Here is a 13,860-nt window from a genome sequence, read left to right as displayed (position 1 = left end):
CACGGGCTGGCCTTCTTCATGCCATGAAAGGGAACCATGACTCACCAGACACTCATCGAGGGCAACCTCACCGCGGATCCGGACCAGATCCGATACGCCGGAGATGTGCCAGTCCTGAACATCAACGTGGCCGTGAACAGCCGAGAGAAGGTCAACGGCCAGTGGGGCGACGGAGAGCCCACGTTCTACCGGGTCGCCATCTGGCGCGACCAGGCAGTCAACGCTGCCGAATCCCTTCGCAAGGGAACGTCGGTGATGGTCTACGGCACCGTCAAGTCGAAGTCCTGGGAGAAGGACGGACAGCGCCGGACCAGCCTGGAGATGGAAGCCATCGTGATTGGCCCGTCGTTGCGCTGGCAGACCGCGCAGGTGGCCCGGGCTGGCAAGGCGTCCGGTGGACAGCGGGCGCAGAGCAACGGCTTCGCGCAGGCAGAACAGCCGGCACAGGACCCATGGGGCGGGCAGGACATGGGCGGTATCGGATTCAACAACTCCGCGTCGGGTGGAACCTGGGGCGAAGAAACGCCTTTCTGATGTCCCGGCGCAGGTGCCGTAAGCGCACCTACTTCACCGAGCTGCGCGCCATGATCGCGCTCATCGAGGTCCAGAAACGGCGGGGCACCGGGAAGGCCGAGCAGTCGGTCTACCGGTGCCCCACCTGTCGCAACTGGCACCTCACCAGCCAGGCCCAACGCGCCCGGCCCTGACACCTAAGACCGGCCCACCCCCTCCCTTGCGCCGAGGGGGTGGGCCTCTCCGTACCCAGAGGAACCCATGCCGTACATCCCACATATCGAAGACACGCGCTGCTGTGCGCGCTGCAAGTCCATCCCGCCAATCTGCGCGCTGCGCCACCAGTGCCCCTGCCATTCCGAGTCGCTAGCCAGGGCTCAAATGACAGCGCGGAAGGCCGCCCTCCGGCACAGCGTCCAGGACCACTGGCCGGAGGAGGCGCACTGAACGGGCCCAGCGTCCGCGGGGTCCCTTCGAGGGTACGAAAAGCCCGCTTGGGGCAACTCACCAAGCGGGCCTGCACAACCCTCAGGGGGAGGGTTGTGTGACCTAGGTTACAACATTCTGAGGGCCCTGGCCGCGCTGGGGCCCTTTCCTATACCCAAGAGAAGGTCCCATGAACACGATTCCCGGCATGTACACCCACGACGGCTACCAGTGGTCGGAGCCTCTGAGCGACGCCCTGCCGCCACCACCCGCAGACGGTCGGCCGGCGCCCTGCCAATGGGGCGCGCTCACCAACAGTGGGCCCGCCGCAGACTGGCCGCAGGACGAATACCACGTGCAAGTGCTGCAGATCGGCGTCCTCTGTACCCAACCGGTCACGAGGTACGCCACCCACCACTGCCCCGGCAAACGCTGCCCGATCGCGCACACCTTCTATTTGGTCTGCCACCACCACGCCTTGTACTCCTACCCGATCTGGGGGAGCGACGACCCGCCTGGGCTTCACGGCGTCACCTCCGGGATGCTCACGCAGGCGACGCCCGCCTGGCGCGACTGGTGGCAGGACCACGCCGCACGCACTGCGCACGCTGCCGACAACGACGACACCCGAGCGATCGTGCTGCAGCCAGCCCTGTTCTGAGAGGACCCCATGACCGACTACGACAAGATCCACCGGTGCCGAGCCGGCATCAACACGGCGGTGCTGCAGCTCCAGGAAGCGAAGGACCAGCTCAAGGGGATCAACCCCGACGGCGGCGAGCTCCCCACGGTGATCGGCCCCGTCCGGTTCGAAGACGCCTACCGGGGACTCGCACGCGCCATCGGTGGCGGCCACGACTACTACGACCAATGGACACCGGCCAGTCAGGCCAGCCACCGCGGCTACGCACGCGTCGTCCTCGAAGGCGCAGGGTTCCAAGTCCAAGAGAGGCAGCCATGACCACGAAGCATCAGCTCGACACCCTGCTCCCACCAGCCGAGCAGCAGGCCATGGTCAACCGGGCACTCGCCGCCGACGCCGTCCGGAGGGCCGCCATCCACCAGTGGGACGACCCATGCGGCACCCGCGACCGTGAGCTCTCCGTGATGATCAAGCTCGCCCGCCACCGGGGACTCGACGACGCCGACATCTGCACCATCATCCACGACACGAGAGAGGAGGCCGCGCATGAGGATCAGGAGCATCAAACCTGAGTTCTGGCGGTCCGACGACATCGCCCAGCTCCCACGCGACGACCGTCTGCTCTTCATCGGCATCTGGTCCTACGTGGACGACAACGGCGTCGGTCGGGATCAGGCGTCACTCATCGCGGCTGATCTGTTCGCACATGACCTCTCCATAGATCCTACGGAGACCCTACGGAGGGTCAATATGGGTCTACAGAGGCTCTATATGGATGGGCTTATCCACCGATATAGGGGTCCATACAACGGCAAGGACCGGGACTTCCTGCAGGTCGCCAACTGGGACTCTCACCAGCGCATCCAGAACCCAGGAAAAGCGCGTTACCCCAGGTCAGACGCACAAGGGGTCACCATTCCGGAGACTCTACATAGATCCTCCGTAGAGCCAACGGAGATCCTCGGTCCTGGAGCAGGGGAGCAGGGGAGCAGGGGAGCAGGTACTTCTTCGTCCGAAGTCGCTGCCGCGACACCGGACCCGGAGAGACCAGACCCCAACGCTCGCGAGGACATCAAAGGCATCTACGACCACCTCCACCAGCGACTCACCGAAAACGAGAACAAGACACCAGACACCCCACCGAAAGCATGGCTCGACGCGGCACGGCTCCTCCTCGACCGGGACAAGCGGCCAGAGGCAGAGATCCACCGGGTCATCGACTGGTGCCAGCAGGACGGATTCTGGAAGACCAACATCCTGTCCCTACCAAAACTCCGCGAGAAGTACGACCAGCTGCGCCTCAAGGCACAAGAGCCACAACGACCAACCGGCCCACCGCAGCAGTTCCGGTCAGCCGCCGAGCGTCGATACGCACAGGGCGCCACCCTGGTCGCAGACGAGCTCGCCCAATGGCAGGAGCAGCAACGACAGAAAGAGATCACCCGATGAGCGAACCAGCACCAATCGACATCCGCAGCATCCGGGACGACGAGCCCATGGTGCGCCCCCTGGTGTCTGCGCTCATCGCCCACCTCAACCAGTCCGCCGACGCCCGCATCCAGGTCACCCCGTCCAACGTCACCCTGTGGCACGACGTGCTCGCCCCGTCCACATTCGGGGAAGCACTCACCGCGGCACACGGGTACTACCGCAAGTACGACGCCAAGAACCCCGACCGGCCACCGCTGGGCATCGGGACACTCGGCCACCTCATCAAAGAGCGGATCGAGTACGAGGAGCGCATAGCAGCCCACCAGCTACCCCCGGCGAAGATCGACAAGCGGAAGATGCCCCGCCGGATCCTGCTCAAGTTCCAAGCGGCCGGGAAGCTCCTCGACCGCAACCCCGACGAATACCCCAACCGATGACCAACCCCCACCCGAGAGAGGCACCCATGAGCCCGTGCGTATGCGGTTGCACTTGCACCGTCGACCCAGGTTTCTTCACACCAGACCCCAGGAAACGCCGAGAGTGGCGCGGAGACATCACGATCACCGATGGATGCCCTATTCACGACACGAAGAGAGGTCCCATGACCACCGAACCAGCCACGCCCCGCGAGCGCGCCGAGGCGCTGGCGCACCAGCGCTGGCCTGACCTGCCTGGCATTGGGCCAGCAGACTTCAACGCGATGATCCTTAGGCGTGAAGCACTCGTCGCTGGCTTCCTCGCCCGTGACGCCGAGGTTGCCGCCCAGATTCGCACAGCACGCTCCATGGAGCCCGAAGCTGCCGCCGAATCCTACCGACGCGGCGACCGCCACCCCTGGGCGATGAGCGTCCGCGCTTACCTCAAGCGCCGCGCCCTGCAAGTGCGAGGAGAAAAGTGATGAGGGCCGCCGAGTATCGCGCCCGGCACATGACCGAGGGTGACCTGCAGACCGCCGTGTGTGGGCTGCTCACCGCCTGCGGTTGGCACTGGTTTCACGACACCGACAGCCGCCGAAACCGGGCCGGACTGCCCGACATCGTCGCCGTCCACCCGCGGGGCCTGTTCATCGCCGTAGAGCTCAAAGGGCCACGCACCCCAGTCAACGACAAGCAGCAGCAATGGGCCGACGCACTGGAGAGGTTCGAAGCCCGCACACACCCCGCCGCCTGCTTCACCGGGATCATCCGCCCCCACGACTGGGACACCGGACCCTTACAGAGGTTCATCAGGGAAGCGCCCAGCGTGCCCCTCACCGCCCCGTAGCCCGCCGACACACAAACTACCCACCCAGGCCCCGTGCACACGCACAGGGGCCATTCCTATGCCCAAGGAAAGCACGATGCCCGGATTCATCATCAAGCCCAAGCCCGACGAGGACTTCTACGTCCGCTACTCGACCGTGGCCGATTCCGTGACCCAATTCGGTTCCCGTGAGGAGTTGACGAAGAGCCTCCATTCCGACGAGGCCGACCCTGCGCGATTCGACCGAGCAGACGAGCACGGGACGTCAGCCCTCGGCTTCGAACCGCCGTACCTCGGATGGCACGACACCGAGATCCAGATCCGCGAAGGCGTCATCGACCCAACCGAACCCGATGGCGGGGACGTGCCCTGGTCATACATCAAGCGGGCCGACCTACGCGCACTATGTGGGACCCTGCGCGACGGCTACTTCCACCCACCAGCCGGGATGCTGCGCTGGGAGCCCCAGCCATGACCGGCCACCGCATTCACGACGTTGATTTGCGTCCCATGTGGGCCATCCTCACCGCAGCCGCCACTATCTCGGATGGAGGCCGATAGGGGTCAGCGCGCTATTACTCACCGGGCTCCAGGGGCCGCAACTGACTCTTCTCAAAGATCTCGGCCACAGAAGCGGAGCCCATGGACTCCCCAGACACCAGCTGCGTGTCGATCCTCTCGACCCAAAGTCGCAGACGCTGACCCTGATCATCAGTGGAAGACACCGGAACCCCAGCAAACTCAGCGAAATTCTTAAACGCGGAAGTAGAGATCATCGCGCTCTCCGACACCCCAGCTTTCCGCGCATCGAAAACAACAGTCAGCACGCCTCCATCCAAACGAACGTCCGAGACAGCCTGAGCAATAGTCACCCCCGAACCAGTGCTCGCCCGCTCAGTAAAGAAAGCCTTGAACTCGCCCACCACTGTGCTTGCGTCCATGATCGTGCACTCCAATCGCCAGTTTCCAGAACGTACTGCCGATTAACACCGTAGCCGCAAGACCAGTGTCGCCCCAGAGATCCCGAATAACCCTATGAATCATCGACTAAGGAGACGCACCCTATGAGCGAAGACCGGCCCCTGTGTGGGGCGAAGAAGAAGGACGGGACGCCGTGCAGGGTGTCGCCAATGAGAGGGGCGACCCGCTGTCGGTTGCACGGTGGAGCGTCCCCAAGGTCATTAGCGAAGGCGAAGGAGCGTGTGCAGATGCAGAAAGCGATGCGCGCCCTGGGGGAGGTGCCCAACGAGAATGTGGACCCTGCTGAGGCCCTGTTGGGTTTGGTGACGCAGAAGTGGGCTGAGGTGCAGTGGCTGCGCATCAAGGTCCAGGAGGTAGACGAGCAGGGCACCGTCACGTCCGGCGAGGACCGGGCCACCGACGGAGAGTCGCTGGTCTGGGGACTGACCAAACGTGATGAGGGCACTGGGCCTATGGGCCCGGTGGACGTTGAGACCCGCGAGGTGGGTCCGAACATCTGGTGGAAGTTGCTACGCGAGGCTGAGGACCAGCTCGCCAAGTACTCCACCGCCGCACTCCGGGCCGGTGTGGAGCGCCGCCAGATCGATCTGCAGGAGGCCCACGCCCTGCACCTGGCGCAGGCGATCACCCGGATCCTGGACCAGCTTGGGCTGTCGCAGGATCAGGCCCGGCTGGTGCCGACCGTGGTGCCCGCAGTGCTGAGGTCGCTGCCGGTGAAGGAGGGACAGTAGTGCGTGCCCTCAGCCCATCCCTCGTCCGTAAGGTAGAAGCCGTGCCAACCCACGAGGAGAACATGCAAATGCCGCCCGAGCTCGTCCATTGGAACCCAGAACGCCCCGCTTTCAAAGGACGGATCGGCGAGCGTTACGCACCGAAGCGTCCGCTCAACAACTTCGGGGACCTCCTGGGACCAGTCATCGCGAGAGAGCTTCTGCGTCGAGCTGACATAGAGCCCGACAACAACCAAACGTCGGGACGCGTCATCACCGTGGGTTCGATCCTCCACTTCTGCAAGACCGGGGACACAGTCTGGGGCACCGGCCGCAACGGCAAGATCGCGGACAAGCGCCACAAGTTCAAGACACTCGACGTACGTGCGGTCCGCGGGCCCGTCACCCGCGCCTTCCTCCAAAGTCGTGGCGTCGACGCCCCACCGATCTACGGCGACCCGGGCCTCCTGGTTGGTCACCTCTGGGAACGGGACCAACTTGCCACTGGTCACCGCCGCAGCGACTACCGAGTCCTCCCGAACTTTCACGACTTCCACGAAGTAACCGGACGGCTCTCTCCGCGCACCGTTGACCCACGGCACGACCTGTGGAAAGTTATCGGCCAGATCGCGGCCAGCGAACTCATCGTCGGATCATCACTCCACGGCATCATCGTGGCGGAAAGCCTTGGCATACCGGCCCGACTCGTCCAGCCCGCGACGGAGACCCTCCACAAGTACGAGGACTACTACCGCGGCACCGGTCGAGAGAAATTCACACCCGCCCCAGATAAGAAGACGGCGCTCAAGTGGGGTGGCGAACCGCTCCCTGACTACGACCCCCAGCCCCTTCTAGATGCGTTCCCCTACGACCGATGGAAGCACTAGACGTCAGTCCCCGCCCCAGAGCACCCGGCCAACACCGGGGGTTTTCTCATGCCCCCCGACATTCAGGAGCTACGCCCATGAGCCTCACCGTCAACATCTACCGCCTCACCGAACCACACAAGCTCATCCGACCAGACGGCACCCTCGCCAAGAATCGCGACGGCAACGACATCTACCAGCCGGCCCTACTCGATCAGCTTGCCAACGCCACCAAGAGCAGCCGCGGCGGCGGCCAAGACCACAACGACATGCCCATCCCGATCAACACCCGCGCCATCGACCTCTGGAAGCAGCTCGACACCGAGGTCCGCCAAGTCACCCTCGACCGCTACGGCCACGCCCGCGGCCACCTCGGCGCACTCCTCACCCGCTGGAAGAGTGAAGGCGACACCGCGTGGATCGCTCACCTCGAGCACATCACCATGGACATCATCGACCGCATCGAGACCATGTTCGACCCACCACCCAAACGCCGCACCCTCAAACAGCCCTGCCCCGCCTGCGGAGAACTCTGGACCCTCAACAGCGACGGCGAACGGGTCCACTGCCTCACCGCCGGCACCCACAACGACGACGGAACCCTCCGCAACCCCGCCGACTGCGAAGCCACCTGCGCCGCCTGTGAAGCCGCATGGCACGGCGAAGACCTCGTCTGGCTACTCAACGCCATCGACGCACCAGCACGGGAAACTACACCGGTGTAATTCGACCGTGATACGCTGAAAGCACCACACCACAGGTGTCGGAAATATCAGGAGCCTGAACCACGCTGGTTCGGGCTTTTTTGTGCGCCCACCGCTCATGGGACGTGCTCCTCTCAGGTCCGGAACCCCGACGCTGGCTACTTGCGCCGCCAGCGTCGGGGACCGACCGTCACCTCGAGCTATTCGATCAGAGATCATCCAGCGTCGAGATCGTCGACTACGGACCGCACCAAGTCCATCCAGGCTCGACCAGGAACCTCGTCCACGAGGTCGTCTGCAAATTCCTCCCACGTAGGGTCGCGGTTGTCCAGTTCCTGGTGCGCGTACACCTGGGTGCCTTCCCAAAAGAGTGGCCCGTAGGGCGAATGCTTCCGCTCCGTGTACTGAGTGACAACGTAGAACGGATCCTTTGCGCCGGGACCGTTCATCGCGGGAAAAACGTGCTTGTACTCCCACCCGCGCCAGACCCGTTCGAATACGAGCTCGAAGCTCACCTTGTCCCAAGGCAGCTCATTTCTTTCAAGATCGGCCAGTCCAAGGGCGAAGCCCAAGGAGACGGTGTTCTGCTGGGTGGACCGGGCAACAGGCATCAAATCCTCCGATGGCTAGGCGTGAGTGTCCCTGGAGCCTACATCGGCAGGAGGGGGTCGCTATGGCCACCTACGACCTCGCCACACTCTTCGACCGCGTCGCGACCCACTTCGAGCCGCCCACACAGAAGTGGGACTCGCCCGCTGACATGGCCGACGCCCTCGACCCCAAGCACCGCCGGGTGCCTGCCATCGACTACATCAACGACCGGCTTGTCGAGGCCTACAGCACCCCTGATTCCCGCATGGTGCTCTCCGTCCCGCCCCAGTCCGGCAAGAGCCAGTTGGCCGCACGCCGGTTCGCACTATGGGCCCTCACCCAGAACCCCAACTGCAGGATCGCCATCGCCTCCTACGAGATGGGAGTCGCCCGCCGGTGGGGCCGCACCATCCGTGACGACATCCGGCAGAACGCCGACCAGCTCGGCAACCTGCGTGTACGTGACGACGTGAGCTCACAGTCCGAATGGCTGCTCTCCGGGTATGACGGCGGGGTCTACTCCGTCGGCGTCGGTGGTGCCCTCACCGGTCGCCCCGTCGACCTCATGATTATCGACGACCCGGTCAAGGACGCCGAACAGGCCGCCTCGGATACCTACCAGGAACGACTCTGGGACTGGTGGCAGACCACGGCCCAGACCCGCCTCTCACCTGGCGCCCCCGTCGTGGTCATCCAGACCCGGTGGCACCAGATGGACCTCGCAGGCCGGCTCCTCTCAGAGCACCCCGACGAGTGGTCGTTCACCAACCTGCCTGCCAAGGCCGACCACCGGCCCGAGCGCGGCGAGACAGACCCGCTCGGACGCCAGCCCGGCGAATACCTCCGGATCCCCTCCGGCAGGTCACAGGCCCAGTGGGAGCAGCGCGAACGCAACACCAGCGCCCGAACCTGGGCCGCGCTCTACCAGGGTCACCCGTCGCCCGACGAGGGCGGCGTGTTCCCCCGCACCGACGACTGGGCCCGATACTCCGAGCCCATGTGGACCGAGAAGCCCAACGGGTCCCGCCACCTCCCCGGGGTAGGGGAGAGGGCAGACCACGAGCTCATCCAGTCCTGGGACCTCACCTTCAAGGACACCAAGGGCTCGGATTACGTCGTCGGCCAAGTGTGGCTGCGCATCGGGCGGACCGCATACCTGATCGACCAGGTGCGGGCGCGAATGAACTTCACCGCCACCCAACAGGCCATCAAGGACATGCACCACCGGTACCCGCAGGCCTACGCCATCCTCATCGAGGACAAAGCCAACGGGCCGGCGATCATCAACGCCCTGCAGAAGGAAGTCCCGGGGATCATCCCGGTGGAGCCACAAGGGTCCAAGTACGCCCGCGCCAACGCCATCGCCCCCTACGTGATGTCAGGCAACGTCGTCATCCCAGAATCCCAGCTGCTCCCGGGCGCTGCGGATCTGCTGGAAGAGGCGCTGAACTTCCCCAACAGCGGCCACGACGACACCGTCGACGCCCTCTCCCAAGCCATTAAGGCGCTGCTGCAGGACAACCTGGAGGACGACCGGCTCGGCGAGATCATCGAACCTGACGAGTACGACGAACCACCCATCAGCTACTGGTAGACCCTGGAGGTGACCATGCCGCACCCACTCGACGCCCTGGTCACCGAACAGGACCGGACCCGCGACCTCACCGGGGAGCTCGAGACCGCACTGTGGAAGTTGGAAACCCTCCAGGAGAACATGGCCCAGCTCGAACTCTCCCGGGAGGACGCCGGCTGGCAGCTCCTCACCTCGCAGGGCAAGCAGGACATGACCCGCGAGGGCATCATCCGGCACGCCGAGCAGCACCGGGTAATGGCGATCGCGAACCCGCTGGTCCGCCGCGGCCTCCACCTGTCCGCCGCCTACTGCTTCGGGCAGGGTGTCGGGACCGTCGCCAAGGGTGACGCGGTCAACGCGCTGGTCCAAGACTTCCTGGACGACCCGGTGGTGCGGGACGTGTTCGCCGGCGCCCAGGCCAACAGCCGCAACCAGATCGCCCTCGGCACCGACGGAAACCTGTTCTTCGCCCTGCCCACCGACCGGCTCACCGGCGCGGTCACCATCCGGGACATCCCCATGGATGAGATCGCCGAGATCATCACCGCCCCCGGCGACAAGGCCACCGTCCAGTACTACCTGCGAGTGTGGGCTGAGCGTGACCCCGCCTCGGGCAAGTACTTCAACCGTAAGGCCGCCTACCCGGCGCTGCGCTACTCCCCGGTCACCAAGCACAAGCGGATCCGGCTCTCAGCCTCTGAGACCGCACCCGTCCAGTGGGACGTGCCGGTCTACCATGTGGCCGTCAACCAGCTCAAAGGCCAGCAGTGGGGCACCGCAGACGTGTTCTCCGCCATCCCCTGGGCACGCGCCTACTCCGACTTCCTCAACGACTGGGCCAAACTGGTCAAGTCCCTGTCGAAGATCGCCTGGATGCAGACCTCCAAAGGGAAGCCGGGGCACTCCCGGCAGGCGCGGGCCGAAGCTGCACGGATGGGTGACATGCCCGCAGGGTCCACAGCCGTCATGTCGGGGGAGACCACCCTGCAGGCGGTCCCGAAGACCGGCGCGACCATCGACTCCGAGTCAGGCAGACCGTTGGCGACCATGATCGCTGCCGGTTTCGGGCTTCCCGTCACCACCCTGCTGTCCGACCCGGGCCAGACGGGCGCCAGGGCCACCGCTGAGACCCTGAACCTGCCCACCCGGCTGGTGATGGAAGCCCGCCAGGAAGTGTGGCGTGAAACCCGCCGACAGATCCTTGAATACGTGATCCTGCAGGCGATGCTCGCCCCACGGGGTGTGCTGCGTCGTCGTGGCCGGGTCAACCGGACCCAGGACACGCTGCGCCCCGTGTTCCGTGAGGCAGGGGAAGGCACCCTGACTGTGGACTTCCCGCCACTGGATGACACCCCCGTCGAGGTGCTGGTGAAGGCCCTCGTGGAGGCCGACAGCGTCGGCCTGGTGCCGCCGCTGGTGATCTTGGAGAAGCTCCTGCGAGCTATTGGGCTCAGGGACGTGGACGAGGTCATCGCATCCGTGACCGATGACCAAGGGAACTTCGTCCCGCCGCAGACCGTGGTGGCCGACGCCGCTGGGCAGAGAGCCGCTGACGCTCTGCGTGCAGGCGGCAACCCTGCCGACATTCTGTAGAGGGGTGGTGGTCGCAGGTGGCTGTGACAGACGAGACCCGCCGAATCGCCATGGCCCGCCGGGCCGAGATCGTGGAACTCTCCGACGCCGCAGTCATCGCGATCGCCACCGCGTGGGTGAACCTGTGGGACGAACTCGAGCCCCAGTATGACCAGCTGGTCCAGGACCTCGTCACCCAGTACCCGGCCGGCGCCACCCCGGCCCAGTTGGATCAGGCGGAGCGGGTCACCCAGGCGATGCAGACCACCCGGGAGCGGCTGGATGAGCTGGCAGAGTACGCCGACCAGCGGATCATCCAGGACATCGAGTCCATCGTCGCAGGCGCGCCCCCGGTGGTGCTCGACGGGCTCCGCTCGCAGCTTCCCGCCGGGCAGGCCTCAGCGGTTATCCGGTTCGGGGGAGTCAGTGACACCGCACTGGCCGCCATCGTCGCTCGCACCACCAGCCAGATCCACACGGCCACCGCCCCACTGTCTGCGGACATGGAAGCGGCGATGAAGCGGAACCTCACCAAGGGGATCATCGATGGGGCCAACCCGCGCACGACCGCCCGTCGCATCGTCCGGGACACCGAGGGAGCGTTCAACGGCGGGCTCGCCCGTGCCTCACGCATTGCCCGCACCGAGCAGATCGACGCACACCGTGCCGCGCACGCCGCCACCGTCGCAGAGAACACCGACCTCATCGCAGCCCGAGTATGGATGGCGACACCAGACGCAAGGACCTGCATGTCCTGTGTGGCGATGTCCGGCACCGAGTTCCCCGTCGACACCGTCGGCCCCGAAGACCACCCGCAAGGCCGGTGCGCGTTCATCGACAAGCTACGTCCATGGTCTGAGCTTGGCATCGACGCTGACGAGCCACCCGACATCGACACCAACCTCACCGGCTGGTTCGACGGGCTCACCGAAGACACCCAGCGGCAGATGCTCGGCCCAGGCCGCTACGAGCTGTGGCAACAGGGCTCCATCGGCTGGGACGACCTGTCGGTCCGGCGGGAGAACGACGACTGGCGTGCCGCCTACTACGAGACGCCGCTCCGGGAGCTCTCGGGCCGCTGACGCGGGGGCCGGTGAAAGAGGGTGCCGCACTCCTTGCACTCGGTCCAGATCGACGAGCCCTGCCGGGTGAGCTCAATGCCCTGGAGCTTCTTCTCGCCACCGCACTCAGTGCACCACCCGGACGAGTCATCGACCAGGTGCGAGAAGTGCCTGTCTACCATCCGCACAGCCTATAGGAGGCGACCATGACCGCTCAGCTGACTGCCGTCTCTGAGGCCACCGGCACCCTCACCCAGACCGGGAAGTCTGGCGTGATGAGGGTCCGCATCATCGATGAAGGAACAGGCTCCTCCGGCACATACCCCGCCGCGACTCTCGAGTCCGCAGCGACCGACCGAGTGTTCCACAAGGGCCTGCACCTGCACTTCGACCACCCCACCGTCTCCGAGACCTCAGAGCGCCCCGAACGGTCCGTCATGACCATCGCCGGCGCACTCGAGTCAGACGCCACGTGGAACCCCGACACCCGTGCCCTGGAGGCAGACTTCAAGCCGCTGCCGTCCACCTACGACGCCATCAAGGAGCGCGCCGACCTGATCGGGCTTTCCATCCGTGCCTCCGCCGAGGTCGAGGACGACGGGACCATCGCCCGGATCGTGGAGGCCCAGTCGGTCGACCTGGTCACCAAGGCCGGCCGGGGCGGCCGGATCCTGGACGTCATCGAGTCCGCCCGGCGGGAGATCGCCGAACGCAACGGGCTGAACTACGAGCCCCGGCATGTGGACAAGCAGACCGGGACACATTGGGACGGCCAGCCGATCACCGCTTCCCAGGATCTTCGCGAAGCCCAGTACCTACGTGAACTCACTGAGGCCACCGACAACGACGTGCGCCGGTACCTCTCCATGGCGGTCGACGCCTACGACCAGGACGGCCAGTACGCCTACCTCGAAGATTTCGACGACACCTACGTGTACTTCCGGCTCTCCCGGTACACCGATGACCGGCGCATGACGGCTGAGTTCCGGCAGACCTACACCCGCGACGGCGTCAACGTGACCCTCTCCGGCGAGCCCGAAGAGGTCAAGCCAGAGACCACATTCACCCCCACCAATCCTGAGCCTGACACCTCCACGGCAACCGCCGTGGAGTCCGCTCCTAGAGCTACCACTGGAGGAAGCATGGAGATCAAGGAAGCCGAATACCAGCGCCTCAGCAAAGCTGCGGAGCGGGTTCAGGCCCTCGAAACCGAGCGCGACACCGCCGTGCAGCGCGCCGACAAGGCAGAGGCCAGCCTGGCCGAAGCCGCGACCCGTACCGAGGCCCAGGCCATCGTTGCTGAGGCGTTCAAGGGGATCGACGCCCCCAAGACCCAGGCCCGCCTCGTCGAGTCTGCCGTCCGCGCCGAAGCCTTCGAAGCCGACGCGTTCAAGGCAGAAGCCGAAGGCCTCGCCGAGGAGATCGCCGAAGCCAAGGGCGGACCCCGCATCACCGGGTTCGGCGACACCGCCGCCCCCGACACCATCCAGGAGTCCGACAAGGTCTCCGACGAAGACATCGTCACTGCTCTGAAGGGAGACCGCTGA

General features: G+C 65.4%; 19 protein-coding genes and 1 pseudogene. 18 read left to right on the top strand and 2 right to left on the bottom strand.

Going from position 1 to position 13,860, the window contains the following annotated elements; translation table 11 throughout:
- The first annotated feature begins 36 nt into the window (after positions 1 to 36).
- The 10 genes from ssb (at position 37) to BCL67_RS08850 (ending at position 4,730) form a co-directional block, all read left to right on the top strand.
- Complete coding sequence (gene ssb, locus BCL67_RS08890; protein ID WP_106123094.1) at positions 37 to 534, top strand: single-stranded DNA-binding protein; 498 nt, start codon at positions 37 to 39, stop codon at positions 532 to 534.
- The gene (locus BCL67_RS15460; protein WP_181255952.1) at positions 534 to 707 is read left to right on the top strand and encodes a hypothetical protein; all 174 of its coding nucleotides are present in this window, start codon (positions 534 to 536) and stop codon (positions 705 to 707) included. The genes ssb and BCL67_RS15460 overlap by 1 nt, the downstream gene beginning before the upstream one ends.
- 422 nt (positions 708 to 1,129) lie before the next feature.
- The gene (locus BCL67_RS08885) at positions 1,130 to 1,600 is read left to right on the top strand and encodes a hypothetical protein (RefSeq protein WP_106123093.1); all 471 of its coding nucleotides are present in this window, start codon (positions 1,130 to 1,132) and stop codon (positions 1,598 to 1,600) included.
- 9 nt (positions 1,601 to 1,609) lie between these two features.
- Entirely contained in the window at positions 1,610 to 1,900 is a 291-nt protein-coding gene (locus BCL67_RS08880) for a hypothetical protein (protein ID WP_106123092.1), read from the top strand.
- Positions 1,897 to 2,154, top strand: a complete 258-nt coding sequence (locus BCL67_RS08875; protein ID WP_106123091.1) for a hypothetical protein — start codon at positions 1,897 to 1,899, stop codon at positions 2,152 to 2,154. Before BCL67_RS08880 ends, BCL67_RS08875 begins: the two co-directional genes overlap by 4 nt.
- A complete protein-coding gene (locus BCL67_RS08870; protein ID WP_106123090.1) occupies positions 2,129 to 3,031 on the top strand; it encodes a hypothetical protein in 903 nt (300 codons plus the stop codon). The genes BCL67_RS08875 and BCL67_RS08870 overlap by 26 nt, the downstream gene beginning before the upstream one ends.
- Positions 3,028 to 3,450 (top strand): hypothetical protein, encoded by a 423-nt coding sequence (locus BCL67_RS08865; RefSeq protein ID WP_106123089.1) that lies wholly within the window; start codon positions 3,028 to 3,030, stop codon positions 3,448 to 3,450. The genes BCL67_RS08870 and BCL67_RS08865 overlap by 4 nt, the downstream gene beginning before the upstream one ends.
- 164 nt (positions 3,451 to 3,614) lie before the next feature.
- Positions 3,615 to 3,911 carry a hypothetical protein gene (locus BCL67_RS08860; protein WP_106123088.1) on the top strand — a complete coding sequence of 99 codons (297 nt, stop codon included), beginning with the start codon at positions 3,615 to 3,617 and terminating at the stop codon, positions 3,909 to 3,911.
- A complete protein-coding gene (locus BCL67_RS08855; RefSeq protein ID WP_106123087.1) occupies positions 3,911 to 4,276 on the top strand; it encodes a VRR-NUC domain-containing protein in 366 nt (121 codons plus the stop codon). The genes BCL67_RS08860 and BCL67_RS08855 overlap by 1 nt, the downstream gene beginning before the upstream one ends.
- A 76-nt stretch (positions 4,277 to 4,352) precedes the next feature.
- Positions 4,353 to 4,730 carry a hypothetical protein gene (locus BCL67_RS08850; RefSeq protein WP_106123086.1) on the top strand — a complete coding sequence of 126 codons (378 nt, stop codon included), beginning with the start codon at positions 4,353 to 4,355 and terminating at the stop codon, positions 4,728 to 4,730.
- Positions 4,731 to 4,830: 100 nt separating this feature from the next.
- On the opposite strand, the gene BCL67_RS08845 is transcribed toward BCL67_RS08850, so the two are convergent.
- Complete coding sequence (locus BCL67_RS08845; protein WP_146131120.1) at positions 4,831 to 5,196, bottom strand: hypothetical protein; 366 nt, start codon at positions 5,194 to 5,196, stop codon at positions 4,831 to 4,833.
- A gap of 123 nt (positions 5,197 to 5,319) precedes the next feature.
- Here BCL67_RS08845 and BCL67_RS15980 point away from each other — a divergent pair.
- From BCL67_RS15980 to BCL67_RS08830, 4 genes and pseudogenes are all read left to right on the top strand, one after another.
- Positions 5,320 to 5,415: pseudogene (locus BCL67_RS15980) on the top strand (HGGxSTG domain-containing protein); the annotation flags it as partial.
- A 42-nt stretch (positions 5,416 to 5,457) separates the two neighbouring features.
- Positions 5,458 to 5,967 carry a hypothetical protein gene (locus tag BCL67_RS08840; protein WP_106123084.1) on the top strand — a complete coding sequence of 170 codons (510 nt, stop codon included), beginning with the start codon at positions 5,458 to 5,460 and terminating at the stop codon, positions 5,965 to 5,967.
- Positions 5,967 to 6,833, top strand: coding sequence for a polysaccharide pyruvyl transferase family protein (locus BCL67_RS08835; RefSeq protein ID WP_106123083.1), 867 nt, complete (start codon positions 5,967 to 5,969; stop codon positions 6,831 to 6,833). Before BCL67_RS08840 ends, BCL67_RS08835 begins: the two co-directional genes overlap by 1 nt.
- A 77-nt stretch (positions 6,834 to 6,910) precedes the next feature.
- On the top strand, positions 6,911 to 7,537 hold the full coding sequence (locus BCL67_RS08830) for a DUF7341 domain-containing protein (RefSeq protein WP_106123082.1): 627 nt from the start codon (positions 6,911 to 6,913) through the stop codon (positions 7,535 to 7,537).
- 194 nt (positions 7,538 to 7,731) lie between these two features.
- Here the strand turns inward: BCL67_RS08830 and BCL67_RS08825 are convergent, their stop codons facing one another.
- The gene (locus tag BCL67_RS08825; RefSeq protein ID WP_106123081.1) at positions 7,732 to 8,127 is read right to left on the bottom strand and encodes a hypothetical protein; all 396 of its coding nucleotides are present in this window, start codon (positions 8,125 to 8,127) and stop codon (positions 7,732 to 7,734) included.
- Between the two features lie 62 nt (positions 8,128 to 8,189).
- On the opposite strand from BCL67_RS08825, the gene terL reads away from it, so the two are divergent.
- The 4 genes from terL to BCL67_RS08800 all read left to right on the top strand — a co-directional run bounded on the left by terL (position 8,190) and on the right by BCL67_RS08800 (position 13,860).
- Positions 8,190 to 9,701 (top strand): phage terminase large subunit, encoded by a 1,512-nt coding sequence (gene terL, locus BCL67_RS08820; protein WP_106123080.1) that lies wholly within the window; start codon positions 8,190 to 8,192, stop codon positions 9,699 to 9,701.
- Positions 9,702 to 9,716: 15 nt separating this feature from the next.
- Entirely contained in the window at positions 9,717 to 11,273 is a 1,557-nt protein-coding gene (locus tag BCL67_RS08815; RefSeq protein ID WP_106123079.1) for a hypothetical protein, read from the top strand.
- 23 nt (positions 11,274 to 11,296) lie between these two features.
- Positions 11,297 to 12,334 (top strand): phage minor head protein, encoded by a 1,038-nt coding sequence (locus tag BCL67_RS08810; protein WP_106123078.1) that lies wholly within the window; start codon positions 11,297 to 11,299, stop codon positions 12,332 to 12,334.
- Positions 12,335 to 12,519: 185 nt separating this feature from the next.
- A complete protein-coding gene (locus BCL67_RS08800) occupies positions 12,520 to 13,860 on the top strand; it encodes a hypothetical protein (protein ID WP_106123076.1) in 1,341 nt (446 codons plus the stop codon).

Source organism: Nesterenkonia sandarakina, from assembly GCF_003003175.1.
Taxonomy (GTDB): Bacteria; Actinomycetota; Actinomycetes; order Actinomycetales; family Micrococcaceae; genus Nesterenkonia; species Nesterenkonia sandarakina_A.
The sequence above is the reverse complement of the archived record's forward strand: the minus strand, read 5'-3'. Positions and strand labels throughout refer to the sequence as shown.

What these genes read in the sequence shown, in the direction of transcription:
- terL (WP_106123080.1), top strand. Translation starts at nt 8,190, where the DNA reads ATGGCCACCTACGACCTCGCCACACTCTTCGACCGCGTCGCGACCCAC.
- BCL67_RS08880 (WP_106123092.1), top strand. Translation starts at nt 1,610, where the DNA reads ATGACCGACTACGACAAGATCCACCGGTGCCGAGCCGGCATCAACACG.
- BCL67_RS08800 (WP_106123076.1), top strand. Translation starts at nt 12,520, where the DNA reads ATGACCGCTCAGCTGACTGCCGTCTCTGAGGCCACCGGCACCCTCACC.
- BCL67_RS08825 (WP_106123081.1), bottom strand. Translation starts at nt 8,127, where the DNA reads ATGCCTGTTGCCCGGTCCACCCAGCAGAACACCGTCTCCTTGGGCTTC.
- BCL67_RS15460 (WP_181255952.1), top strand. Translation starts at nt 534, where the DNA reads ATGTCCCGGCGCAGGTGCCGTAAGCGCACCTACTTCACCGAGCTGCGC.
- BCL67_RS08885 (WP_106123093.1), top strand. Translation starts at nt 1,130, where the DNA reads ATGAACACGATTCCCGGCATGTACACCCACGACGGCTACCAGTGGTCG.
- BCL67_RS08865 (WP_106123089.1), top strand. Translation starts at nt 3,028, where the DNA reads ATGAGCGAACCAGCACCAATCGACATCCGCAGCATCCGGGACGACGAG.
- BCL67_RS08815 (WP_106123079.1), top strand. Translation starts at nt 9,717, where the DNA reads ATGCCGCACCCACTCGACGCCCTGGTCACCGAACAGGACCGGACCCGC.
- BCL67_RS08870 (WP_106123090.1), top strand. Translation starts at nt 2,129, where the DNA reads ATGAGGATCAGGAGCATCAAACCTGAGTTCTGGCGGTCCGACGACATC.
- BCL67_RS08875 (WP_106123091.1), top strand. Translation starts at nt 1,897, where the DNA reads ATGACCACGAAGCATCAGCTCGACACCCTGCTCCCACCAGCCGAGCAG.
- BCL67_RS08850 (WP_106123086.1), top strand. Translation starts at nt 4,353, where the DNA reads ATGCCCGGATTCATCATCAAGCCCAAGCCCGACGAGGACTTCTACGTC.
- BCL67_RS08830 (WP_106123082.1), top strand. Translation starts at nt 6,911, where the DNA reads ATGAGCCTCACCGTCAACATCTACCGCCTCACCGAACCACACAAGCTC.
- BCL67_RS08845 (WP_146131120.1), bottom strand. Translation starts at nt 5,196, where the DNA reads ATGGACGCAAGCACAGTGGTGGGCGAGTTCAAGGCTTTCTTTACTGAG.
- BCL67_RS08855 (WP_106123087.1), top strand. Translation starts at nt 3,911, where the DNA reads ATGAGGGCCGCCGAGTATCGCGCCCGGCACATGACCGAGGGTGACCTG.
- ssb (WP_106123094.1), top strand. Translation starts at nt 37, where the DNA reads ATGACTCACCAGACACTCATCGAGGGCAACCTCACCGCGGATCCGGAC.
- BCL67_RS08860 (WP_106123088.1), top strand. Translation starts at nt 3,615, where the DNA reads ATGACCACCGAACCAGCCACGCCCCGCGAGCGCGCCGAGGCGCTGGCG.